General features: G+C 49.1%; 25 protein-coding genes. 11 read left to right on the plus strand and 14 right to left on the minus strand.

The window, feature by feature from the left end:
- Positions 1-29: 29 nt before the first annotated feature.
- The 3 genes from BUB38_RS08610 to thrS form a co-directional block, all read right to left on the minus strand.
- The gene (locus BUB38_RS08610) at positions 30-545 is read right to left on the minus strand and encodes a PaaI family thioesterase (RefSeq protein ID WP_073159585.1); all 516 of its coding nucleotides are present in this window, start codon (positions 543-545) and stop codon (positions 30-32) included.
- A gap of 25 nt (positions 546-570) precedes the next feature.
- On the minus strand, positions 571-1,248 hold the full coding sequence (locus BUB38_RS08615) for a type 1 glutamine amidotransferase (RefSeq protein WP_073159588.1): 678 nt from the start codon (positions 1,246-1,248) through the stop codon (positions 571-573).
- 393 nt (positions 1,249-1,641) lie between these two features.
- Positions 1,642-3,579 (minus strand): threonine--tRNA ligase, encoded by a 1,938-nt coding sequence (thrS, locus tag BUB38_RS08620; RefSeq protein ID WP_073159676.1) that lies wholly within the window; start codon positions 3,577-3,579, stop codon positions 1,642-1,644.
- A gap of 414 nt (positions 3,580-3,993) precedes the next feature.
- Here thrS and BUB38_RS08625 point away from each other — a divergent pair, with 414 nt between their 5' ends.
- From BUB38_RS08625 to BUB38_RS08635, 4 genes are all read left to right on the plus strand, one after another.
- Positions 3,994-4,254, plus strand: coding sequence for a type II toxin-antitoxin system RelB/DinJ family antitoxin (locus BUB38_RS08625; protein ID WP_073159591.1), 261 nt, complete (start codon positions 3,994-3,996; stop codon positions 4,252-4,254).
- The gene (locus tag BUB38_RS08630) at positions 4,254-4,532 is read left to right on the plus strand and encodes a type II toxin-antitoxin system YafQ family toxin (protein WP_073159594.1); all 279 of its coding nucleotides are present in this window, start codon (positions 4,254-4,256) and stop codon (positions 4,530-4,532) included. Before BUB38_RS08625 ends, BUB38_RS08630 begins: the two co-directional genes overlap by 1 nt.
- A 176-nt stretch (positions 4,533-4,708) precedes the next feature.
- Entirely contained in the window at positions 4,709-4,891 is a 183-nt protein-coding gene (locus BUB38_RS16040) for a hypothetical protein (RefSeq protein WP_088665864.1), read from the plus strand.
- A 110-nt stretch (positions 4,892-5,001) separates the two neighbouring features.
- Positions 5,002-5,643: a CatB-related O-acetyltransferase gene (locus BUB38_RS08635; protein ID WP_073159596.1), complete on the plus strand. Its 642-nt coding sequence runs from the start codon at positions 5,002-5,004 to the stop codon at positions 5,641-5,643.
- Between the two features lie 650 nt (positions 5,644-6,293).
- Here BUB38_RS08635 and BUB38_RS08640 read toward each other — a convergent pair.
- Positions 6,294-7,613: an ATP-binding protein gene (locus BUB38_RS08640; protein ID WP_139258348.1), complete on the minus strand. Its 1,320-nt coding sequence runs from the start codon at positions 7,611-7,613 to the stop codon at positions 6,294-6,296.
- Positions 7,614-7,685: 72 nt separating this feature from the next.
- Here BUB38_RS08640 and BUB38_RS08645 point away from each other — a divergent pair, with 72 nt between their 5' ends.
- The 3 genes from BUB38_RS08645 to BUB38_RS16330 are packed head-to-tail and all read left to right on the plus strand — an operon-like array spanning position 7,686 to position 8,574.
- The gene (locus BUB38_RS08645) at positions 7,686-7,979 is read left to right on the plus strand and encodes a type II toxin-antitoxin system RelB/DinJ family antitoxin (protein WP_073159599.1); all 294 of its coding nucleotides are present in this window, start codon (positions 7,686-7,688) and stop codon (positions 7,977-7,979) included.
- A 20-nt stretch (positions 7,980-7,999) separates the two neighbouring features.
- A complete protein-coding gene (locus BUB38_RS08650) occupies positions 8,000-8,413 on the plus strand; it encodes a putative toxin-antitoxin system toxin component, PIN family (protein WP_249269455.1) in 414 nt (137 codons plus the stop codon).
- A complete protein-coding gene (locus BUB38_RS16330) occupies positions 8,410-8,574 on the plus strand; it encodes a hypothetical protein (protein WP_158236684.1) in 165 nt (54 codons plus the stop codon). The genes BUB38_RS08650 and BUB38_RS16330 overlap by 4 nt, the downstream gene beginning before the upstream one ends.
- Before the next feature lie 8 nt (positions 8,575-8,582).
- On the opposite strand, the gene BUB38_RS08655 is transcribed toward BUB38_RS16330, so the two are convergent.
- From BUB38_RS08655 to BUB38_RS08680, 6 genes are all read right to left on the minus strand, one after another.
- Positions 8,583-10,208, minus strand: coding sequence for a pectate lyase family protein (locus BUB38_RS08655; RefSeq protein ID WP_139258350.1), 1,626 nt, complete (start codon positions 10,206-10,208; stop codon positions 8,583-8,585).
- A gap of 141 nt (positions 10,209-10,349) precedes the next feature.
- Entirely contained in the window at positions 10,350-11,000 is a 651-nt protein-coding gene (locus BUB38_RS08660) for an N-formylglutamate amidohydrolase (protein WP_073159605.1), read from the minus strand.
- 32 nt (positions 11,001-11,032) lie between these two features.
- On the minus strand, positions 11,033-12,283 hold the full coding sequence (locus BUB38_RS08665) for a glutamate-cysteine ligase family protein (protein ID WP_073159607.1): 1,251 nt from the start codon (positions 12,281-12,283) through the stop codon (positions 11,033-11,035).
- A 116-nt stretch (positions 12,284-12,399) separates the two neighbouring features.
- Positions 12,400-13,902, minus strand: a complete 1,503-nt coding sequence (locus tag BUB38_RS08670; RefSeq protein ID WP_073159609.1) for a RimK family protein — start codon at positions 13,900-13,902, stop codon at positions 12,400-12,402.
- A gap of 25 nt (positions 13,903-13,927) precedes the next feature.
- The gene (locus BUB38_RS08675; protein ID WP_073159611.1) at positions 13,928-14,623 is read right to left on the minus strand and encodes a cysteine peptidase family C39 domain-containing protein; all 696 of its coding nucleotides are present in this window, start codon (positions 14,621-14,623) and stop codon (positions 13,928-13,930) included.
- A 137-nt stretch (positions 14,624-14,760) separates the two neighbouring features.
- The gene (locus tag BUB38_RS08680) at positions 14,761-15,867 is read right to left on the minus strand and encodes a glycoside hydrolase family 16 protein (protein WP_083542046.1); all 1,107 of its coding nucleotides are present in this window, start codon (positions 15,865-15,867) and stop codon (positions 14,761-14,763) included.
- A gap of 212 nt (positions 15,868-16,079) precedes the next feature.
- On the opposite strand from BUB38_RS08680, the gene BUB38_RS16045 reads away from it, so the two are divergent.
- From BUB38_RS16045 to BUB38_RS08690, 3 genes are read left to right on the plus strand one after another with little or no spacing between them, the layout of a single operon-like run.
- Positions 16,080-16,313 (plus strand): DUF4258 domain-containing protein, encoded by a 234-nt coding sequence (locus tag BUB38_RS16045; protein WP_139258352.1) that lies wholly within the window; start codon positions 16,080-16,082, stop codon positions 16,311-16,313.
- Complete coding sequence (locus BUB38_RS08685; protein WP_139258354.1) at positions 16,306-16,617, plus strand: hypothetical protein; 312 nt, start codon at positions 16,306-16,308, stop codon at positions 16,615-16,617. Before BUB38_RS16045 ends, BUB38_RS08685 begins: the two co-directional genes overlap by 8 nt.
- A 9-nt stretch (positions 16,618-16,626) precedes the next feature.
- Positions 16,627-17,958, plus strand: a complete 1,332-nt coding sequence (locus BUB38_RS08690) for an MATE family efflux transporter (RefSeq protein ID WP_073159615.1) — start codon at positions 16,627-16,629, stop codon at positions 17,956-17,958.
- Positions 17,959-18,288: 330 nt separating this feature from the next.
- Here the strand turns inward: BUB38_RS08690 and ybaK are convergent, their stop codons facing one another.
- A complete protein-coding gene (ybaK, locus tag BUB38_RS08695) occupies positions 18,289-18,795 on the minus strand; it encodes a Cys-tRNA(Pro) deacylase (RefSeq protein ID WP_073159617.1) in 507 nt (168 codons plus the stop codon).
- A 58-nt stretch (positions 18,796-18,853) separates the two neighbouring features.
- A complete protein-coding gene (locus BUB38_RS17000; RefSeq protein WP_073159619.1) occupies positions 18,854-19,222 on the minus strand; it encodes a DUF3820 family protein in 369 nt (122 codons plus the stop codon).
- Positions 19,223-19,294: 72 nt separating this feature from the next.
- Between BUB38_RS17000 and BUB38_RS08705 the strand changes: the two genes are divergently transcribed.
- Complete coding sequence (locus tag BUB38_RS08705) at positions 19,295-20,197, plus strand: Gfo/Idh/MocA family protein (RefSeq protein WP_073159621.1); 903 nt, start codon at positions 19,295-19,297, stop codon at positions 20,195-20,197.
- 94 nt (positions 20,198-20,291) lie between these two features.
- On the opposite strand, the gene BUB38_RS08710 is transcribed toward BUB38_RS08705, so the two are convergent.
- Both BUB38_RS08710 and BUB38_RS08715 read right to left on the minus strand, forming a co-directional pair.
- Positions 20,292-21,401, minus strand: coding sequence for a GGDEF domain-containing protein (locus tag BUB38_RS08710; protein ID WP_073159623.1), 1,110 nt, complete (start codon positions 21,399-21,401; stop codon positions 20,292-20,294).
- A gap of 278 nt (positions 21,402-21,679) precedes the next feature.
- Positions 21,680-24,151, minus strand: a complete 2,472-nt coding sequence (locus BUB38_RS08715) for a glycogen/starch/alpha-glucan phosphorylase (protein ID WP_073159625.1) — start codon at positions 24,149-24,151, stop codon at positions 21,680-21,682.
- Positions 24,152-24,244: the final 93 nt, after the last annotated feature.

Below are 24,244 nucleotides of genomic sequence, written 5' to 3' on the forward strand. Positions count from 1 at the left end.
TTCTAATGCACGGCGATAACCGCACTCTATTAGAAAGAAATTTCCTTTACACCATCCTCGATGAGGTAAGGCATTTCTTCGTGCATGGTGACGCCTTCTGCAATCTTGCTCATGTCCAGATGGATGTAGTTGATGTCGCCATCGGCAAGGACGGTTCCGCTCATATCCATGATGCTGGCGTGGGTGATAAAGAATCGGGGAGTGATCTTTACGATTTCGCCGCGGCCGATCAACTGTTCGCCATAGGGAACGGGTTTGCGGTACTTGGTTTCAAGGGACATGGTGACGCCCCAGATAGATTCGTCGCCGCCTTCCTTGGCCCACACTGCGCGAAGTCCCATTTCGTCTAGCATGGCGGTAATGAGGCCTCCATGAACGCGACCGGGATAACTCTGATGCTGTTCGCGATACTGGAACAGACTCATGACGCTTCCGTCTTCCATATTGTAGAACGGAGCGCGGACCCCGTATTCGTTGTCCAGTCCGCACATCATGCACATCTTGCTGTTGTGCTGCTTGCTAACCACTTTGATGATGTTACTCATTCTAAAACTCCGTATCCTGTTGCGATTACTTTTTGGCCAACATAAAATCCAGGATCTTTACCAGGGTGTCGTTGTTCTTGCCGATGTTTTCGGCGCATGTTTTTCGGATGTCCTCGATGCTCTGAACGTACTTGCAACCGGATGCCGATTCAATTTCTTCGGCCCCGTTTTTCAACATGCTTTCCATAGATTCCAAGGTGGTTTCCAGATGGAACTGCAATGCCAATGCGCTGCCCAGGCGGAATGCCTGACGGGGGCATGCTTCGCTACGGGCCAAGGCTACGGCCTGTTTGGGAATGTCAAACGTTTCGCCATGCCAATGGAATGCTGTCATAGATTCGGACATTCCGTTTTCCCATTCCACGGGGAACCAACCGATTTCCTTTTCGGGGCTTCTGCGGATGGCGGCACCGAAAGCGCTGGCAATCATCTGTGCGCCCAGACAGATGCCGAGAATGGGCTTGCCCAACTGAACCATGTCGCGACACAGTTCCTTTTCACGAACGAAATAAGGATAGTCGGCTTCGTCCAGGACGCTCATGGGACCGCCCATCATGATGGCGAAATCCACTTCGTCTTCGTGGGGAATCCTGTCACCGGCGTAGAGACGGACTACATGAACTTTATGACCCTTGGCCTGCAAATAGGGGAGAATGGCTCCCGGGCCTTCGTATTCCACATGCTGAAAAATATAGACGTCCATAAAAATACCTTTGACCGAAATATAATAAACGCCTGTAATGTCAAAAATTAAAAGCAGGATTCCGAATAGTTCAATTGCATTTGTCTGTTGGAGGAGTAGAGCGTGTCTATGGTACAAGAACCATTGGTGGAAACATTGACATTATTTTTTTTCGGAGAGACTTGATTCGTATCTCTCCTGAATATCTTCGCAATAGTCTAAAATTGACTCTCTGATATAGCTCTTGATTTTGTTTAAGCTAAGCCCTGTTTGGAATTTCTGAATGAAAACCTGCTAACATGATTGACGAAGGGTAAAGGTAGTTAATGAAATGCAAAAAGTCCCCGAGGCGTAACCTCGAGGACTTTTTAATGTCAGAGTCGCGACGGATGCCGCGGCTTTCACTTGCGTTGATTAGCGAACAACCTTGCGGTCGTCTTCGGTCATAGCGAGGAACTCAGCGACGGTCATAGCGCCCTTATCGCCTTCCTTACGCTTGTTGACGGAAACCTTGCCTTCGGCCATTTCCTTTTCGCCAACGATGATCTTGTACGGAACCTTCTGGAGTTCGCACTGACGGAACTTGTAGCCAAGCTTTTCGTTGGATTCGTCGATGTCGCAGCGGACGCCGGCGTTCACCAGTTCGCGTTCCACCTTGTGGGCGTATTCAGCGAACTTTTCAGAAATGGGGAGGACGCGTGCCTGGACCGGAGCGAGCCACAGCGGGAAATCGCCCATGAATTCTTCGATGAGGATGCCCAGGAAGCGTTCGATGGAACCCACGGCTGCGCGGTGCAGCATAACGGGGATGTGCTTCTGGTTGTCCTTACCCACATATTCTGCACCGAGGCGCTGGGGCAGGTTGAAGTCCACCTGGATGGTACCGCACTGCCAATCACGGCCGAGAGAGTCCTTCAAGGTGAATTCAAGCTTCGGGCCGTAGAAGGCGCCTTCGCCCGGGTTCAAGATGTAGTCAAGGCCGGCAAGCTTTGTTGCTTCTTCAAGAGCAGCTTCTGCCTTGTCCCAAAGTTCGTCAGAACCCACGCGGCGTTCCGGACGGGTGGAGAACTTCACCACGATGGAATCGAAACCGAAGTCGTGGTAGATTTCCTTCACGAGAGCGCAGAAGTCTGCCACTTCGGAAGCGATCTGTTCTTCGGTACAGAAAATATGAGCGTCATCCTGAACGAAGCCGCGAACACGCATCAAACCGTGCATGGTACCGGCCGGTTCGTAACGGTGGCACTTACCGAATTCTGCAAGACGCATGGGGAGGTCGCGCCAGCTGCGGAGACCGGTGTTGAAGATCTGAATGTGGCAGGGGCAGTTCATGGGCTTCACAGCCATTTCAACGTCGCCAGCCATGGTCTTGAACATGTTTTCGTTGTACTTGTCGGCGTGGCCGGACTTAATCCACAAAGTCTTGTTCACGATTTCCGGAGTAATCACTTCCAGGTAACCGCGACGGTCGATCTTGCCACGGATGTAGTCCTTGAGGGCGTTCACCATCTTGGTGCCGTTGGGGTGCCAGAACACCATGCCAGGAGAATGGTCTTCAATGTGGTAGAGGTCCATTTCCTTACCGATGCGGCGGTGGTCGCGCTTTTCAGCTTCTTCAAGGAACTTCAAATAAGTTTCCAGACCTTCCTTGTCGGCAAAGCAGGTGCCGTACACGCGGGTCAGCTGGTCGCTGTTCTGGTCGCCGTGCCAGTATGCTCCTGCGAGAGAGAGCAGCTTGAAGGACTTCAGCTTGCCAGTGCTGGGAACGTGGGGACCTGCACAGAGATCTTCCCAGTTCTTGCCCGGTTCGCCGTTAGCATAGAAACTCAGGGTGCCGTCGGCGCCTTCGCGAGCCAGAGCGCGTTCAGCGTTGTCGGTCTTGTACTTGTCGCCAGCGGTGCGCTTCAGGCCTTCTTCACCAGAAACAACCACGCGAGTGAACGGGCGGTCTTCCTTGATGATTTCCTTCATGCGCTTTTCGATCTTTTCGAAATCAGACTGCTGAAGCGGTGTGGGTGTCATCAAATCGTAGTAGAAACCCTTTTCAACTGCGGGACCGTAAGCCAGCTTGGTGCCGGGGAACAGGTCGCAGATGGCTTCTGCCATCACATGGCTGCAGGAGTGGCGGAGCAGCATCAAGCAATCCGGATCGTCATTGTTCGGAGTGATGATCTTGAAAGCGCCATCTTCGGTCAGGGGGCGGGAGAGGTCCAGGACCTTGTCGCCCAGCTTTACACCGAGAGCCTTGCGTGCGAGGCCTTCAGAAATGCTCTTTGCTACTTCGAGGCCGGTGGTGCCAGATTCAACGGTACGTACGCTGCCATCGGGCATGGTGAGGTTGATTTGAGACATAATAATTTCCTTTTTTGGGCAGTTCTTGCCCGGTTCCGCAGAAATACGACATCTGACGGTGCGGCCAAACATAGAATTTGGAGAGCGTCGTGGCAAACGATTTTGTTTGGTTGATATGACTGAACTGTGCTAAATGCACTCGAAGAGAGCCAAGTAGGAATTATGAATTATGAGTGAAAAAGAGGGTGGAGAATGTGTGTTTTTGCGAGTTTTTTTTGTATTTTTTCCACTGACATGCGATGGTTGCAGAACTGTTCTGTAACAAGCCGTATTTTCTACATGATTCCTTATGGGATTTTTATGGAAATGCGGCTTTTTTTTGTTATGTCGGAATGAATTGTAATGATAAGGGATTGATTTGTAATGACGAATAATGTAGTTTTAAGCCGTAGAACAAAAATAAAGGATATTTCTATGGCTACTTTGCAACTGCGCGTGGATGACGAACTGAAGGAAAAGTCTGATAAGCTTTTCCAGTCTTTGGGGATGGATACATCCACCGCGATCCGCGTTTTTTTGAAGTTCGCTGTAGAGTACAACGGTATTCCGTTTGAGGTCCGCCACAAGCCGGACCTTTCCTTGGAGCGAGCTGTTGCCGATAGTCGAAATGGTGAAAATCTTCATGGACCGTTCGCAACCGCCGAGGAGGCCGTTGCGTCGATGCTGGAGGATTAGTGTACAGCATCGTCTATACGAACCGCATGAAACATGACGCCAAACTGATGAAAAAACGAGGCAAGGACATGGGCAAACTGGTAGCTGTACTAAATAAGTTAGCTGCAGGAGAAACTCTGCCGGAGTCAAATCGCGACCATCAGTTGACAGGATCCTTGAAAGATTTTCGTGAATGCCATATAGAACCCGATTGGCTGTTGATGTATCAAATCATTGAAAACCAGCTGGTGTTATCCGCGACCGCAACAGGCTCCCATTCGGATCTATTTGGAAGATAGCGTATTCTCAATGCTGTCTCCCTGCAGGAAAATGTCGTGGGGACTGTTGAGGGCCAATTCATTCATTCCCCCTAAATTAGGCACGAAAAAGGCGCCCCCCAATGGAGCGCCAAATTATACCAAAAGACACCAAAATTTATTTTTTTTAAGACAAACCCTAACTAGGTGCTTATAAAATGATTTTGGAAGAAATTATCAGCTCGGACAAGTTTATTCAATGGACTTTAAAAACGGGTTATAATATTGGGATGATGATTCCGACGGGCTTTTGGATTGATCGCAATATTGGGAAAGGTAAAGAGTCTCTGGAATTGCGTGAAGAGGTGAAGTTTGACGATTTCTTAAATGCTTTGAATTAATCTGTTTTGGAAGGAAATGATCAAATAGCAACCTTTTTAATAAAACAGAGAAAAAGACATAAAGATCAAGATGGGCTTGTCCTGTAATTGTTTTTTGTGAGGAATGCGTAATGAAAAACGGAAAAGAGCCAAATCCGAATACCGTGCATCCTATCGCCGGTTATGAGAAAGAAATATATGTGAGACCAACAATTAAGAATCCGAATATTATTGTTGGCGAGTTTTCTTATATTGCTGATTCTGAATTTGAGAGTCATGTGACGAACTTCTACCCGTGGAGTAGAGACAAACTGATTATCGGCAAGTTCTGCCAAATTGCATCAGGTGCAGAGTTTATGATGAATGACGCAAACCACCAGATGAGTGCGATATCTACTTTTCCGTTTTATACACTTGAAGGCTGGGACATGGAGGCTCCAAATCCGAATGATATGCCGTTTAAGGGAGATACTGTTATAGGGAATGATGTCTGGATCGGGCAGGATGCGACCATCCTTCCGGGAGTACATATCGGTGATGGTGCCATCATCGGCGCAAAGAGCGTAGTTGGAAGCAATGTGGAACCTTATACGATTGTTGCAGGAAATCCGGCGAAACCTATACGTAAGAGATTTGATGATGAATTGATTCATCTGTTGCTTGAATGGAAATGGTGGGATAAAACCATTGAAGAAATTAACAGTCTGATTCCGATACTGACATGTTGCGACCTTGATAAAGTTAAAACAGAAATAAAATCAAAACTGAAATAAGAACATGCCCTCCCGGTCATCAGAAATGGTGACCAGGAGGGCTTCTTCGTGCCGGTATTCAGTTTTATATGGGCTATTTTGATGCCCGGATAAATCTTAGATGACATAAAATAAAAAAACGAGTTTTTCAGGGGAAACTCGTCAAAAAACCAGCCGCCCAAGTCCTTTCGAACCCCGACTTTATAGAATTCCCTTACGGGCCTATACGTTGCAGCACTGCATTTAAAGTGCCACGTCATTCCATAATATAGTAAAAAAAGCTAGGGCTTCGGCGGCGAATATCAAGGAAGCATCGTTGCCCCCCCCCTTGTTTCCCGTGACAGATTGTCTTACCTTTAGTAAGTAAATGTAAGGAATTAAGATTTTGTCGGCTAAAATAACCACAAAAGATCAAAATATCATGTCTGTGAATGCTCAAATGGAACTTGGGTTTTAGGAGGGGGCCTTGATTAACGCTTTTCTTGGAAAATCTTTTGCAGATGAACTGAAAGAATGGCGTCGTGATTTCGATGTGGTTGACGATGGAGTCATCAAGATTTTGAATAACAAACCTCAAACTGCCTAATATCAAAAAGGTTTCAAAAATTTGGGGATGATGTGTGGGGGCGAACTGGCAATTTTTGAAATTGTAGCGATTTCCGTACCAAAAATCAAAACACAGTATCCAACTTCTTGTAGTTGAAAATTCTGTGCTCCATGTAAGAATCCATTTCGTCACCGGAATAAATCAGGCCGCCTTGTTTTCCTTCAAAATTTGGGACAAAGCTTTCGGCTTTGGTGAAGTTCTTGAAAAATTCCTGCACAATGGAATCGCTGGCTTTGATTTCGTACGGAACGACGGATCCGCCTCTAACATCAAGCAAGTCGATTTCAATGCCTGATTCTGTTCGTAAAAAGTAAAGGTCAGTTTTTTTGCCAGCATTCAGTCGAGCCTTCATGGCTTCGAGTATAACCATGTTTTCAAACAGGTTGCCGAATAAGCCATCTTTTTCAACACGTTCTGCATTTGTCAGGGAGAGCAGCGAACACGGAATACCCGTATCTACAAAGAATACCTTTGGCGATTTTGTCAAGCGCTTGGTAACATTGCCAAACCACGGCTGCAATGTAAATACAATGTGGCTTGCTACCAAAACGGAAAGCCATTCCTTGAGAGTTGTAGAACTTACGCCGACATCGCCTGCCAAGCTGGAGTAATTGATAATTTGCCCAACTCTGCCTGCCAGTAATGTGAGAAACAGCTCAAACTTGCGAAGATCCTTGACATTAATTAAGGTTCGGACATCTCGTTCAATGTATGTTTGGATATAGTCGCGATAGTAACTCTCTGCTTCAAGATTTTTTTCGTAGAGGCGTGGCATGCCTCCGTTTAAAATGAATTCGCCCCGAGAAAACTCTTTGTTGTAGTTTGAAATTTCAGAAATGGAATAAGGCAGCAGAGTAAAGATGCTTGTTCGTCCGGCGAGGCTCTGGGAAATCGCTTGGCTCAATAAGAGCTGCTGGCTACCCGTGATTACAAACTGTGCGTCCAGTCCTGTTCGATCTACCTCCACTTGTACCTGGCTCAGCAGTTCCGGACAATTCTGGATTTCGTCTAGGATGATGGGGGGCTTATGGGATGCCAAAAATCCCTTGGGGTCTCTGTGGGCAAAATCTCTCAAATCTCGTTGTTCCAAGTTTACATACTTGTAATTAGGAAACAGTTTTTTTGCCAAAGTAGTTTTGCCGGATTGCCTTGGCCCGACAATCGTTATGACTGGGTATTTTATTCCTTCTGAAAGAATTTTTTCTTCAATTTTCCTAGAAACCATGCCTAGAATATAACTAATACATTGTGGAAATTTCAAGTTAAATTTGATATTTCCACAATAATCAATGTCAGAACGGATGATTGAAAATACACAAACCTTACTTTGTGTAATGGTTTGTATTATATTTTGATAAAATTGCTTCGGCTCGGAAATACCCAAATGTGAACATTTGGGTGCTTCGCTCGCCTTGCATATTTTTGTAATGTATTGAACTTGTAATGCGAGGCGTTTATGGCAACTACTGTGCTACAGATTCGTATGGATGAAGACCTCAAGAACGAGGCCGCGGATCTTTTTGACAAGATGGGGATGGACCTTCCCACTGCAATCCGCGTTTTCTTAAAGCGAGCTGTGGCTGAAAAGGCGATTCCCTTTGAAGTTCGCGAACCTCGCGCTACTTACTCTGCCAATAAAGGTTGGAATGCGTTTATGGAGTTGCGCAATCAGGCCCAGCAAGGCCCTGCCGCAGGGATGAGTGAAGAAGAAATCGAAGCAGAAATTTCAGCCTACCGCGCGGGAAAGTAACAACGGCGGAGGAGCTCGTGGTGTACGCTGTTATTGACACTAACGTCATTGTGTCATCTTTGTTGACGAAGAATCCTTTGTCTCCTGTGATGTTGGTGATGCACGAACTTTTTGCTGGGAAAGTGCAATTGCTTGTTAATGACGCTATTCTTGCGGAATACAAAGAAGTCCTTTCTAGACCTAAGTTTGAGCTTGACGAAAAAGCGGTTTGCGAAACTTTGGAAAATATCAAAAGCCTTTGTATAAACGTTGATGCTCCAGAAAGCGGAGTTGTACTTCCCGATCCCAAGGACATTGTGTTCTATGATGTTGCTCTTGCTTGCCGTGACAAGGACGCGTCGCTTGTAATGGGGAATACCAAACATTTTCCAGGAGTTTCTTTTGTTGTAACTCCTCGGGAGTTTCTAGAAATTCTTGTGAAGGAGGGGGTGTGAAGAACGAACATGAAAAGTCGTTTCTTGAGGAACTTGAAAAATGGCGCAAGGATTACAATGTGACTGACGATAGTGTTGCTAAAGTCCTGAATAGAAAATCCAGGGAACTATCCAATGCGAAAAAGAATCCCAAAATTTGGGATTCTTCTTTCGTGTTCTGAAGTTCAGATTACTTCACCACGTAGATGCTGTTTCGAGGCGTTCCTGGGATTGAAATCTTTTTGCCTTCTTCTATATAGACTTGGCGGATGGCGATTCTTTGTCCCATGGGATTGAAAACGTGGACGGTGGCCATACCGCTCTTACGGGCGATTTGCATATCCTTTGCTATTGCAGTGGGGTCCGTACTGTCTGCAGGATTCTTTTCTACTTCAGAACTGTCAGCAGGAATTTCCCCTATTTCGGTACTATCCGCGGGCGTTTCAATATCGGGGACCTTGGTGGAGTCATCCTCAACGGGTTTTGTGTATCCGTCCACTAATCCGTTCAGGTAGATTTCCATATTCAGGTAGCCGGATGCATCCTTTTTCAAGGCGTCGCTGGGATCGTTCTTATTCAAACCCATTTTCTCTTCCCATTCATCGGGAATGCCATCCTTGTCGGTGTCGGTCTTGGTGCCGTCTTTAAAGTTGCCAACCACATTGGCGAGGCTTAAGCTTGCTTCGTCAGAAATGATAGCACCCTTTTTCCCCAGAGAAGTCAATTCGTCAATCATGTATTTGTCAACGTCATCGCGTGCGGGGTAAGAGGCTCCTACTTCTTTCACGATAATGTCGTAGGCTTCCTTGGCGGATGTTTGCTGGGTGATGGCTGCAAAGGCTACGGGCAAGTTTTCGAAACTATCGTGCGATGCTACCGTTTTAGACCCGTAGAAAGATCCGTCGGATTCTGTGGTCGCCAGGGATCCGCCCAGCTGTCCATTTCCATCGGCGTCGATATAGTTGCCCTTCTGGTAAATCTGGAACGTTTGTGTGCCGCGGGTAAAGGCGGATGTGCCGCTGGAATTGGGGCCGCCAATAAAGTAGTTGTTTTCTACTGCGGCCCAGGAGTTCCCTTCGGAATCACCCATAATGTAGCCGCCGCCACCGCCCCAGTTGTAAACCACGTTGTTTACAAACTGGTTCAGACCCTTCACCTTCGGGTTACGAGTCTTGTTATCAATGTACAAATTGCGGAATAAGGTTACACCGCCATCAGTTTGTATCAGGCCTCCGCAGGAATGGTCGTGCAGTCCTTGGCCGATAATGGAATTCTGGATGGTAATGTTTGCGGGTTTGCTACCCTTGTTGTCCCAGCTAATGGAGAAGGTTTCATCGCGGCCCCAGCTAATGGACAGATGGTCAAAAATCATATCGGTGCCGTTAGCCACACCGGCGGCATCCTTCTTGCCGCTAGGCGCACTTTTACCCATGCGGAAACGCATGTGGCGAATAATCAAGTTCTTGGCGCCAGAAAAGGAAACGCGATCGCCGTAAACCACAACGCCATCCCCTGGGGCCGTTTGCCCGGCAATGATGGAGTTGCCCTTGAAAACCAAGGTACTCTTCAGCTTGATAATGCCACTGACGTCGAAGACCACAATGCGACCGTCCTTGCTGACGGCGTCTCTCAAGGAGCCTGTGCCGGAGTCGTCTAAGTTGGTGACGTGATAAACTTCAGGAGCGCTGGCGGCGCGAACGCCCAAAGTGAAGCGGCCAAATCCCTCGGCAGAGGGGAATGCCAACAGAGATTCAGCGGCAGATGCTGCGGAGATCCCGAAGGACAAAATCAGAGCTGAGCTTAGAAAATTTTTCATACAAACAATCCCTTTTTAACACCAGCTGTAAATCTAATGTTTTTCAGGAAAAATACGATGAAAAAGTCTAGGAAGCGTTCAAAAACCGTTGTCTTTGGACAATTCTACTTTTTGGGGGCTGTATTGAGGAGAATTAGCAACTCACCCAAACAGTTTTTGGTTAAACTCTATCTCAAAGCCTGCGTAATGGGGTGTCAGCTTGCGAAAGGCGGTGCAGAGTCCGTCGGATTTTCCTTGGTAGGGAAAGTTTTTACGAACTTTCAGTTCCGGGGCCCTAGCGTGAATTTCGCTGATGATTACGTTTGCAATCATGTTTTCTTGGGGACGGCTCGGGTCAAAGAGAATGCCGATGTCGGCGTCCCGTTCCTTGCCGTTCAGTACCGGCGTAAAACTGTGGATCGCCAGATGTAGAACGGGTGTTGTTGCTGCGGTGGTGCTGACGTATTCTTCTACGGCATTGCGGTAACCCAGATAGTAGGCGAAGGCTCTCTTTCTTAGGGCGAAATATTTTGCGTCCCCCTGATTGTCCTTGATGGAATCCCAGAATTCGCTGAACACGCTATGGTTCCATAGGCTTCGATTCAGGTCGATAAAAAGTCTGCTGTATTTTCCAGCGCAGTAGAAATCGGGCTTTTCCTGTTTGACAAGACGTTTATAGATGTCATAAACACCATAGTCGTAACCCCGATGAGATTCCAAAATTTCGCAAGGAATGTTCAGGTTCCTGGCGAAGGCGGGAACAGCGTTATGGGCATGTTCGCAGGAGAGGAGGAGTTTGAAATCGTTGAACATAAATGTCTCGCGCTTTCGCGCAAATTGAGTGATTACTCTTCTACTCCGTAAAGGGTGTTTTCGGCAAGGCAGTTTGCCAGGCGACCGTATTCGCATACAAAGTCATCGCGACCTGGGTTTGCTCCAACGTTCTTTACAAGGGCGCTTGCAAGTGTTCCGCGCTGGAACATCTTGAGGAGCAGTTCCTGTGAGTGTGCGGAAATCTTGGACTGGACCTTTGATGTGATTTTCTTGATCAGTTCGCCGGCAGTGATTTCGCTAGCTTCAATGCCGAAGGTAATCAGGAAGTTTCTGTCGCGGATGATGGTCTTTTCTGCAAAGCGGGTGGTGTCCATCAGGATCTTTGCCAAGGCTTCCGTTTCCAATGCCTTCACGCGTTTCAGGGCGCAGCTGGAATCGATGCCGTTGAAGGCACCTTCAGTAAGGCCCTTCAAGACTGCCACTTCCCATTCGGCGATGGCGATGTCTGCATTGGGGCATTCCTGAATATCCACCAGGCGGATTTCCACCGCACCACGGTCAAAGCGGGCGATGGCTCCGCGACTGTTTAGGAAGAAATGGTTCAGCAGGTGTTCCGGATCGTGGGGGGCGATGTCCTTCTTTACCTTCTCGAAAATCTGCTTGTTATAGTCTTCGTAGGTAAAGACGGCTTCCGGAATCACGAGCCCTGCAATGCTAGGGACTCTATCCTGATTGTGGCGGTAGGTTTCAATACGGCCGTCCAGGAAACCGCAGTATTTCCCATCCAGGAAGGGGCTGGAGGCGGCGATGGCGGGAATCAGGGGCAACAGCGCGCGAATAGCGGCGTGCAGTTTTCCAAATTCTTCGTCACCATTGAAGCTCAGGTTGATGTGGGTGCTCTGCAGGTTTGCCCAGCCGTGACCCTTGCAGTTGAAAATGCGGTCATAGGTCTCGTAGATTTCGTTGCAGTCATAGGGCCACAACTGCATTTCTGCCGGATCCATAAAGGGGTGGGCTGCGCTAGGCAGGAGCATGGCGTTTATGGATTTCAGCTTTTCGTTGGCAAGGAGGATTTCCTTGTGGAAGGTGGCTCCCAGATTCTTTAGGTGGTCCACCGGTTCGGCGCATTTCAGTTCCAGAACATGGCTAACCAGTTCGTTGGAAAGGCCAATGGGGCCGTGCTCCACGTCGGAAAGTTGTTCGCCGTTCTTGTCATGACCCAGGGGCACATCAGCACGAGGGAGAACATTGAGATTGTCACGGTCAACGATCATGTATTCCATCTCGATGCCGTATTTTTGCCAAAGTTTGTATGCGTTCATAATTATTCTCCACTCGTCATTCTGAGCGCAATGCCGAAGAATCCATAAAGCATTTCACTGGATCCTTCATTTCGCTGCGCTCCATTCAGGATGACGTATTCAGTGCACCCTTATTCCTACAGGTAAAACTCTCTTTCGTGTTGAAGGATCTTTTGTTGTGCTGCATTCAGGCGGTCTTCAATTCGGTGACGCAAAGATCGCATAATGGCTGAATAGATTTTCTTTTTACCCACTTGGTCTTCGATGCCGGCGTCAATGCTGGGGTTGTCATTGACTTCCACCACGATGGGGTGGCCGTTCCATTCCTTAAGATCTACACCGTACAATCCGTTTCCGATCATGCTGCAAATCTTTAGGGCGGTTTTCACAACGCCATGGGGCACGCTTTCGATGGGGAGGCAATCGAACATGCCGCAGATTTCGTCCTTGTCTTCGCTGGCCCAGTTGTAAATCTGCCAATGGTCCTTGGCCATATAGTACTTGCAAGCGTAAAGGGGCTTTCCGTCCAGAACGCCAATGCGCCAGTCAAATTCCGTGGGGGTGAATTCCTGGGCGATAAGCAGGTCGCTATGTTCGAACATCTGGTCCAGAGTCTTTTCCAGTTCTTCCTTGTTGGAGACTTTCTTGACGCCTAAGGAGAAACTGGAATCCGGGGACTTGAGCACCATAGGGAACCCGATTTCCTTGGCCAAAGTATGGCGGTTTTCGGAATGGGCGATGATGGTTCTGGGGGTATGGATTTTGGCCGCCTGCATCAGTTCCTGCAGGTAGACCTTGTTGGAACAGCGGAGGATACTGTCCGGATCGTCGATGACGGCAATGCCCAGAGATTGGGCGCGGCGGGCGAAACTGTAAGTGTAATGATTGACGTTTGTAGTTTCGCGGATGAACAAGGCGTCAAATTCGCCTACTCGGGCGTAGTCCTTCTTGGTAATCAGTTCTACGCGGAAACCTGTTTCTTCGGCAGCCTTGATGAAATTCTGGATGGCCTGCGCGTTGCTGGGAGGTTCCTTTTCATCGGGGTTGGTGAGGATGGCCAGGTCGTAAAGGTAATCCTCTTCCTTGCTTGCCACGTAGCGGTTCTTTTCGAAGTATTCCTGGGCGAACTTGTTCACCATTTCCATATGGGTTTCGGGAATTTCGTCGACGCAAATGGGGCGGATACTCTGGATAAACCATTTCTGCTTGAAAATGAACTTTGCGCGAAGCAGGGGTGCCTGGAAAAGGCGGTAAAGTTCCTGGGAGAGTTCTAAATATTGGGGGCTGACATTCTGACCGAAATAAATGCTCAGTACGAATTCCGTGCCGGTCAGCTTGTGAAGACTTTTTTGAATCAGGTTGTCGATTTCGTCGGAGATATGTTTGATGACCGCAGTGGTCTTGAAGTCGCGAATGTTCTTGACGCAAGGAATTACCTTGTGTCCGCGGGCTTCTGCCAAAAGGGATACGTAGTAGCCCTTGCTCTGGTAACTGTAATCGCGGCAGAGGTTGAATACGCGGGTATTCTTTTCGCCGGTGTATTTGTGGGAGATCAGGTAATCCTGTGCGGATACGATTTCAATTCCTGGAACGTTCAGTTTCCAGTTCTTCGGGTTATTCACCACGATGATTTTTTTCATGATTGTCTTCTGTTGAAGTTTTTCCCTACTTCTTTTCTACTACAAGAACGTTGCCGTCGTAGGTCATGACGCCAAGTAAAATGCTGTGGATCAATCTGAACTTATCCACCTTGTAGTAAGGTCCTTTGCAAAGGGGATTTGTGCAATCCGGGTCTGCCACCAGAAAGTTTTTCTTTTCGTCTAGGCCGTAGAGTACCACGAAGTGTCCGCAGGGGTCACCCTTGATATCGTCAGAGACGGAACGATCGTTTTCGTCGGTGTATTCCCGCTTGCATCTGTAGAGATAGGTGGCCGAGAGACCGCAAAGGACAGGGGTGCCCTTCTTAAAGAATTTCTCGAACATGCTAGCCCGCAAATCGGCGGTTGCGATGGTTCCTCCAAGGTCAATGAAGCGGATGTAGGCTTCGATGGCCTTCTTCAGCTTGGGGGCGTGTTTTGCCTTGTGCAGCGCGCAAAGTCTTTCGCGCAGTTCCGGCATTTTCAAGTCGCTCCAGCTGGGATCGAAAATCTTGAGATTGTAAGAGTAGATGGTGGCATTGAATCCTCTTTTTAAAGCGTCTATGCCCAAGAACACCCCGAGGGTGCCGCCTTCTTCAAGAGATTCAATTTCTGAGATGAGTTGTTGGAGGGGAACGTTTAAGCCAAGATGCGCGTAAACCGCATGAAGGCTCGTGGGGCCGCAGGTTACATCGTTAGGCTGCGGCAGGATTCTGATGTCCATCTTTGCCTCTGTCGAACGCCCTGGTCAACATGACCTAGGCCCTAAACTTGGCGGAGTCAGGTTGCCATCCTGGACCGTCGATTGGACATGTATAAAACTACCAATAAAAAGGTAGGAAAACAAGGGGGTCAAAAAAATTATTTTTTATACACTCTAATGTAGTCCACCAGCATTTCGTTGGGGAATTGAGAGTCGTCGATTTCGAAGCCCGGCCAGGTACCGCCAACAGCCACGTTTAGGATGAAGAAAAAGTCCTTGTGGAAGGTTCCCATTTCGCCGGCGGCGTCCTCAATCCCGATTTCCTGGTACTTGAAATCGTCCACGTACATGGTGATGGCGCTCTTGTCCCAGGTCATTTTGTAGTTGTGGAACTGGGTGATGTCCATGGGGTAGGAGGTACCGTAGTATTCCTTGGTGTTGTTGCCGTATTCGGCGTGTTGACCTTCGTGGGCCCAGTGGTGGGTGCCATAGACTACGCTTTCGTCGTTGACAGCTTCAATAATGTCGATTTCGCCGCAGGTGGGCCAGCTGACCTGATCAATGTTCTTGCCTAGCATCCAGAAGGCGGGCCAGATTCCCTTGCCGGAGGGCAGGGCGATGCGGGCCTCGATGGTGCCGTAGGTAAATTCGAACTTGCCCTTGGTAATGATTCGGGCGGAGGTGTACTTGGCGGTTCCGAAGTCTTCCTTCTTGGCGGCAATGTGGAGGATGCCGTCCATCACGTAGGTGTTTTCGGTACGGTCGGTGTAGTATTGGAGTTCGTTATTGCCCCAGCCGGAATTTCCTGTTTCGTAGGTCCATTTGGTAAGGTCCAGGGCGGTGCCGTTAAATTCGTCGGACCAGAAGGCTGTGGGGTCGGCGGGGGTGTCTGTGGGGAGTCCTGCGGATTCGCTGCTGGCAGGGTCGTCTGCGGAACTTGACTGCGCAACGTCTGCAACAGAGCTACTAGAAATAGACTCGTTGCTGCTACTAGATTCCTCGACTACGCTCGGAATGACATTCTGGGAACTGCTAGAAGGTACCGCGGCGAAACTTAACGGATTCTCCACGGCAGAACTTGCCGGCGTTGCGTCACCGGAGCTTACCTGCGCTACATCTGCGGAACTTGCCAGAACGCCACTCACGGAACTTGATTCGGGAGCATTGTTGTCAGTACCTGCTGGACTGTCTGATGAACACGCAAAAAAGTTAGCGCTTGCCAACAGGAGTGCAAAAAAGTAGCGTTGAACGTTTGCCAGTTGCATAATTCAAAATTTAATCTCTTTTGTGTCGAGTTCTCATTGAACTTTTGTATATTCTCGCTTGCATTAGCGAATGCAACATAATTTATTAGATCACTTTCCTGCCTTGTGGCGGAGGTGGTCTTTTTTTATGCTGACAAAAAATGACCTGTGAAAATGAGTGTATTTACAAAGTGTAATACGTTTTGTATATTAAATTCTGATCGGGGGCGTGTGTGAATATTACGGACCATGCGGCCGATCAGATGAAAAAAAGAGGCTTCACAGTAGAAATGCTGGGGCAGCTTTTGAAAGGACGATACTGGTTGAAACCATCGCCTCAACGACAGAATCGTTATTTGGTGACGGGCTTTGTTGATGGAAAATGGTGGACTGTGGTTACCGAAAGTGATTTGTATACTATGGTAACAGTAAGGAGAGCTCATGCGTCGGAAATTGAAAGTGATTAGAAGGATAAATGACGATTTTACCTTGGTAGAGGATTGGCATACTAAGGAAGAATTGGAAGAGATAGAAAATGAAGTGGGGGTGGGCGAAGGTATTGTAATCCCTGCTGGCGAACCTGGCGAGTCCGTTGACCAAGCTTTGGAACGTGCACGCAAGGCCATAAGAGAATATGAAAAACAGCAAAAGAAAGTTTATTCCTTCCGTTTGAAAATCAAGACCGTAGAAGGTTTGAAGAAAAAGGCCGCCGCCCTTGGCATTCCTTACCAGACCTATGTGGGAACTATTCTTGATCAGTTTGCTGTTTAATAGGTAGTCATGCCCATCCAACTTTCTGACCATTTCAATTATTCTAGGCTTCTGCGGTTTACCCTGCCCTCTATCGCAGCCATGGTGTTCACGTCCATCTATAGTGTTGTGGACGGCTACTTCGTTTCCAACTTTGCGGGGGCACAGTCCCTGGCGGCGGTGAACATGGCCTGGCCCGTGATTATGATCCTAGGAACCCTGGGCCTGATGTTCGGTATTGGCGGTAGTGCCTTGATTGCGGCTGCCCAAGGTCGCGGTCGCTTGAAACGTGCCAATGAATATTTCTCACTGATTGTGTATGCGGCCATGGGGCTGGGCGTACTTCTGACGGTTATCACTTGGTTCTTGATGGAACCTTTGATGAAGATGTTGGGAGCCGAAGGCGGCCTGTTGTCAGACTGTATTTTGTACGGTCACATTGTTCTACTGGGACTTGTGCCTTTCATTATGCAGATGATGTTCCAGACCTTGTTCATTACGGCGGAAAAACCGCAGTTGTGTTTTTATGTGACTCTTGGTGCCGGCGTTGCCAACATGTTCCTGGACTGGCTTTTGGTGGGCATCCTGGGCTGGGGCTTGTTTGGCGCTTCTGTGGCTACGGATGTGGGTTTCCTCATAGGTGGCATTATTCCTCTGGTCTATTTCGCCCGCAAGAATTCCAGCACTTTGCGCCTGGGTAAAACTCGTTGGATGCCTCACGCTTTGATCAAGGCGACTTTCAATGGAAGTTCCGAATTGCTGTCCGGGATTTCCTCTTCCATCGTGACTTTGCTTTATGATTATCAGCTGTTGCGTTTCGCAGGCGAAAACGGTGTGGCTGCTTTTAGTGTCATCATGTACATCACCTTCGTATTCTTTGCGCTGTTCATCGGCTTCAGTAATGGAATCGCTCCCGTCATTTCGTACCATTTCGGTGCCCGCAATAAGGACGAATTGAAAAACCTGTTCAAACGCTGCTTTGTGATTATTGGTGTCTCTGGTCTTGCCATGTTTGGCTTGGCGGAGACTTCCGCGTCCCTGCTTTCGAAAGTTTTTGTAGGCTACGACGTAGATCTCTATAATATGACGGTCTATGCCTTCCGCATTATCAGTTTCTGTTTCCTTCTTTCTGGCTTCAACATCTTTGCGTCATCTTTATTTACCGCTCTGAACAATGGCCTAATTTCTGCCACCATTTCCACTAGCCGTTCCATTGTTTTTGAATTGGTGTCGGTGCTGTTGCTGCCGCTCCTTTTCGGAATTGACGGTATTTGGTTTGCTATTTGGGGTGCAGAAATAGCCACCATTATTATGGCGGCTATCTTCATTATTCGTAAGCGAAAAACTTACGGCTATTTGTAATGTACGGCGTTAAACCTTTTTTAGATGTCAAAGTCGCTGCAAGAGTAAGAAGTTATTGAATCCAGCGACTCTGCTCTGAATCCGGAATCCAGCGCTTCCGATATCGAATCTATTCATCAGGTTCGCCTGATGGCTGCCGGTCTCAAGGCTGCACTCAAGGCTCGTTTCCATGCAGGCGTCTACCTGGTAAAGCAGGGCACTGTGGTCAAGAGTGTTACGGTTAAGTAATCCGAAACGTCTAACGGAAAAGAATTAAGCCACTCCTTCGGGAGTGGCTTTTTCGCTGTATAAAAACGTTTTGTTTTGGGGGCCTCGGAAAGGGCTGTCTAACTAGTCCTGGGGGGCTTCGGGCGGAACGCGGGCGATGCTGCCCACGGTGGCGCGGCAGGCCTTGATCAGGTCGGCGGGGGCGATCTTCAGCTGCAGTCCACGTTCACCGGCGCTCACGTAAATGTAGGGGAAGTTGTTGCAGGTCTCGTGCATAAAAATAGGGAAGTTCTTCTTCAGGCCAAGGGGGCTGCAACCGCCACGGATATAGCCTGTCAGCGGAGTCAAATCTTTCAGGGGAACAGTTTCGATTTTCTTGTTGCCGCTAACCTTGGCGGCACCCTTCAGGTCAACTTCGAGATTGCCCGGCACCACACACATGAGGTAACCGATCTTGTCGCCATGAACAAGGATGGTCTTGAAAACCTGGTTGATGTCTTCGCCCAGGGAGTCGGCTACATGCTGTGCGCCCAGGTCATTTTCGTCCACCACATAGGGAATCAGTTCGTAGGAAATTTTCTGCTTGTCCAGGATGCGTGCGACATTTGTCTTCTTGATTTCTGCGGCCATTTGAAACTCTCTTGATTTTTCCCAAATATAAAAACTGCGGAGATTCCCTGCAATAAGGCTAGCGTATGGATTCCTTGAGGGCGGCCAATGCCTTTGCCAACTGCGGGTCCATGGAGTCGGGAGAATTTTCCTGGCGGAGTTGTCTTGCCTTTTCCAGGGCGGCAGACGTGGGGTTGTTCATGATGACTCGGGCGACTTTTGTGGCCTTTGGTACAAGAGGCTGCTTTAGAGGTTCCAATAGCGGTTCTAGACCGTTGACCTTGATTTCGTACAGCAGTCCCAGTAATTCTCCCAGGTGACCGTTTGGGAAACCTTTGGAATGGTACCACACTACATAGGGTTCGGGTAAGTCGATAAGCCTTACGCCTTGATAGCGGCCAAACGGCATGGTGGTGTTGGCAAGTTCTAGGAGTACTTCGGGATTCACGCCGAAAAAATACTATAAGATGACTTAATTGAAAGTCGCCAAAACGACAAAGTTGTTAAATATGGTTTGATTATGAATGAGCGCACCGCCATATTGATTGGTTGCGGCACGATGGGCAAGCGTCATCGTTCCCGCTTCGAAGAAAACGGAGTCCGTTTTACGGAAACTCTGGATATGGATGCTGCTGAAATCTTGAAGCAGGAAAAGTGGACCCGCCCGGATTTTGCGGTGGTGGCGTCCCCTGCGTCGACCCATTACGAATATGCCAGGTTCTTTCTGGAACGTCGGATCCCCGTGCTGGTAGAAAAACCGTTGGCTGTTTCTGCTGACCAGGCCCGAGAACTCGTGAAGTTGGCCCAAGAGAACGAGACTCTTCTTTTTGTGGCCCAGTCCGAGTGCTATAACCCTATTTTCCTGAACTTCCGTAAGCACCTGCTGGTGGACCTGAAAAAGGCCGCTTCTGGACCTGCTCCTCTGAAGGTCAAGCTGGAATTCCGTCGCGAACATGGTTACAGCCCCCGGTGTCGTGATGTGGATGTGGCGTTGGACCTGCTGGTTCATGACGTCAGCCTGTTCCTGAATCTGTTTGACGCTAGAGACGTGGTGATGGTCGATGACGGCCGTGGATGCGCCTGTGGTGACCGCATCCGTATGAGCCTCAAGGTGGTGTCTGGTGAGTTTGCCGGCGTTGAGGCGGAGTTTATGGCCGACCGCGATAGTGAACATGATGCCCGGACCATTTCTGCTGAATTTGGTCGTAATGGGGACGATCCCGGTTTTGACTATTCTGTGAGCCTTGTTCATTATACGTCTTCTGGAGATGTGGCCCACATTCCCGATTCGCTGGATAACGAACATCGGTTCTTTTTGAAATTGTTGGCGGGGGCTTGCGGTGAGTGGGGAAATCGCGCCTTGTTGAATGCCGCCAATGCCGTAATTCTTGCCACTGGAGAGGCTTCGGCGATTAAGGGATGAATTATTGGCGTCTTAGATGAATTTCGTCTAACTATAAAAAAGGCCCCGCCTTGGCGGGGTTTAAAAGTTTGCATTCCCTATCAGACGTCCACCATTAAATGGCTTGCATCTTGGTAGTGCTCTTGTGGTTGTACATCATGTGGCTGGCGTCCTTGATCAGATATTCCAGGTCGTCGCCCTTGCCCTGGGAGTAGCCCACCGCTGCAGAAATCTTGATTGAAGAACCGCTGTTCAGCTGATCCACCTTGACGTTCCACTTTAGAAGGGCCCTGTTGATGTCGCCCTTGGTGGAATTTTCAATAATAAGGATAAAGCGGTCGCCGCCGTAACGGAATAGGCGCTGTGTGGGAGTCTGCAGAATCTTGATGGAATCAGCGGTCATGGCTACCAGCGTGTCGCCAACGCTTTGCCCGTGGAGATCGTTGATCCGCTTGAGATCGTTGATGTCCCAGACGATTACGGAAATGCTCTTGAGGGTGGGGTAGAATTCCTTGGTGAGGCGGTCGAAGCAGATTCGGTTGAAGACGCCTGTCATGAAGTCGATGTCGGTTTTCTGGCCTAAGGCCATTTCGCGCTGGGTGCGGGATTCAATCTGCTTGGAGATGTGGAACAGGACCGGCAGGAACGAAATCAATATGAACCACTGGGGCACGATGAAGAATACGAACAGGGCGAGGTTGATGGGCATGCCCGGATCATTGGGTCCGAAGGTTCCCGCTACAATCTGCTGAATATAATATTCGGTGGTGTTGGCGGTGAACAGCAGCATGTTGCCGTTGCACAGGCCGAAATAGTAGCCGCCATATACGTTGACAATGTGGCCGATTAAAGTCAGGATGTAGGCGAACCGGATCACCTTCTTGCTGCGGTACTGCACCGATAGGAGAATCGGGAATATGGTAATCAGCAACGCGTGGTAAGTCAGCATGACAGCGATGAACTGGAAACTGACCGTGGCAAAGAATAGGGCTACGTACTTGGTGCGGCTATCGCCCAAGCCGAGAACGCGGGCCACGCTAAATGTGATGGCATTGATAAGGATGCTTCCGAAGAAGCCGATATTCATAATGGACTGCTCCACGATGAATATGCTCAGGAGATTTAGAACCCAGACCACGCCGAACAGCGCAGCCGTAAAACCAATGGCCTTCAACGTAAAGGCATTGGCGGTGAGCTCAAACTCCTTAAGGTATTCCTTAGTCATATTTTGAAAATAACAAAACTTTTATTGATGTGAATAGAATCACAGCGAAAAATGTAAAAAATGTTAAACCGTTTTGAAATTATGTAATAAGAATAACGTTTTTGGACTATTCCAGTGTGATATATGTCAAAATGACGATGAGGCAATATGTCCGAAAAGTCCGCGGAGCAAATACGAAAAAAGCCCGCGGCAAAACCGCGGGACTTTTTTAGCTTAAAGCGGAAAGTTTAAAGTGTAAAGAAATATCTTTAACCTTTAAACTTTATCCTCTACGCTAATTACAGCTTGATGCTGCAAGCCTTGGCGTTCCAGATTTCCTTAGCGTACTGGTCGATGGTACGGTCAGAGCTGAACTTGCCCATGCGAGCCACGTTCAGGATAGCCATTTCTGCCCAGTGCTTCTTGTCCTGGTAAGCTTCTGCGACCTTCTTCTGCATGTCGACGTAGCTACGGAAGTCTGCGCAGAGCATGTACGGGTCGTGGGTCAGGAGCTTGTCTGCAATGTGCTTGAACAGGTCCGGACGATCCGGGCTGAAGAAGCCAGAGCCGATCAGGTCGATCACGCGACGGAGATCGTCGTCGGATTCGTAGAAGTCGCGAGGACGGTAGCCCTTAGCGAGAAGGTCGGTCACTTCTTCAACGGTGAGACCGAAGATGAAGATGTTTTCGTCGCCGACTTCTTCCTTCATTTCGACGTTAGCGCCATCGAGAGTACCGATGGTGAGAGCGCCGTTGAGGGCGAACTTCATGTTACCGGTACCAGAAGCTTCGGTACCTGCAGTGGAGATCTGTTCGGACAGGTCTGCTGCCGGGATGATCTTTTCTGCGAAGGAAACGCGGTAGTTTTCCAGGAAGACCATCTTCAGCTTGCCCTTACATGCCGGATCAGCATCGATGATTGCTGCGACAGCGTTTGCAAGACGGATGATCTGCTTAGCCATCCAGTAACCCGGAGCGGACTTACCACCGATCATGATGGTACGCGGCATGATTTCCTTGCCGTCCTTGATCTGGATGTACAGGTGGATAGCGTGGAGGATGTTCAACAGCTGGCGCTTGTATTCGTGAATACGCTTGACCTGGACGTCGAAGAACATGTTGGTATCCAGTTCGACACCCTGTGCTTCCTTCAGGTACTTGGCCAGGCGTTCCTTGTTCTGCTTCTTCACGTCCATGAAGGCCTTCTGGAACTTGGCGTCCTTGGCCAGCTTTTCCAGCTTGCGCAGATCGTCCAGGTCCTTAACCCAGGAGTCACCGATCTTGGAGGTGATGAGGTCAGACATAGCCGGGTTAGCCTTGCGGACCCAGCGGCGAGGAGTAACGCCGTTAGTCTTGTTGTTGAACTTTTCAGGCCACAGTTCGTAGAAGTCCTTGAACAGGGTGGTCTTGAGAAGGTCGGAGTGCAGAGCGGCCACACCGTTCACAGCGTAGGAACCTACGATGGAGAGGTATGCCATGCGGATCATCTTGCAGCCACCTTCTTCGATGAGGCTCATGCGGCCGAGACGTGCGTTGTCGCCGGGCCACTTGAGGGAAACCATGCGCAGGAAGCGGGCGTTGATTTCGAAGATGATCTGGAGATGGCGGGGGAGCAGCTTTTCGAAGAGGCTGACGGGCCACTTTTCCAGAGCTTCCGGCATCAAGGTGTGGTTGGTGTATGCGAAAGTCTTGGTGACGATTTCCCATGCTTCATCCCATTCCAGGTTTTCTTCGTCCAGGAGGATGCGCATCATTTCGGCGATGGAGATTGCCGGATGGGTGTCGTTCAGCTGGATAGCCACCTTTTCGGGGAACATCTTCCAGTCGTTGTTGTGGAGCTTCTTGAAGCGCTTGATGATGTCCTGCAGAGAAGCGGAGCAGAGGAAGTACTGCTGCTTGAGGCGCAGTTCCTTACCGTTCATGGAGGAGTCATTCGGGTAGAGAACCTTGGAAATGGTTTCGGAAAGTTCCATGTCCTGCACAGCGGCGATGTAGTCACCGTTGTTGAAGTAGGAGAGGCCGAAGTCGTCGGTGGACTTGGCGCTCCAGAGGCGCAGGTTGTTCACGGTGTTGTTCTTGTAACCCGGAATCGGAGTATCGTAGGGGAGGGCCAGGACGTAGTCCTTGGTTTCCCAACGGTTGCGGAGCTTGCCCTTTTCGTCCATCCAGCTAACGACGTAGCCGTAGAAAGGAACCTTGATTGCGTTAGCCGGGCGAGCGATTTCCCACGGGTTGGGGAGACGCAGCCAGTTATCCGGCTGTTCTTCCTGTTCGCCGTTCACGATCTTCTGGCTGAACATGCCGTATTCATAACGGATGCCCATACCGGTGGCGGGGAGTTCGAGAGTTGCCATGGAATCCAGGAAGCAAGCGGCGAGACGGCCGAGACCGCCGTTACCGAGACCTGCGTCCACTTCCTGTTCGCGGAGGTCTTCCAGGCTCATGCCCAGTTCATCGAGAGCTTCGGTCACAGCACCTTCGACGTCCAGGTTCAGAACGGAGTTGCCGAGGGTACGGCCGATCAAAAATTCCAGAGACAGATAGTAGACGCGCTTCACGTCCTTTTCGTAGTAGGTTTCCTGGGTCTTGATCCAGCGGTCTACCAGACGGTCACGGACGGCGTATGCCACTGCCAGGAACTTTTCGTGGTCGGTAACAGTAACGCTGTTACGGGCCAAGGTGTGATGAATGTGGTCGGTAAAGGCCTTACGGAAGGATTCCGCATCGGTGCCGAGCACGGGGGCTTCTACTTTCTTAGTTGCTTTTGCCATAAGACATCCCTATGGGTTTGTGGTTAAAATTTTCTTACATGAAGTTTAGAAAAAAATGGGGATTATATAAAGGCATAGGGGATTATAAAAGGG

The organism is Fibrobacter sp. UWH5, assembly GCF_900142505.1.
Taxonomy (GTDB): Bacteria; Fibrobacterota; Fibrobacteria; order Fibrobacterales; family Fibrobacteraceae; genus Fibrobacter.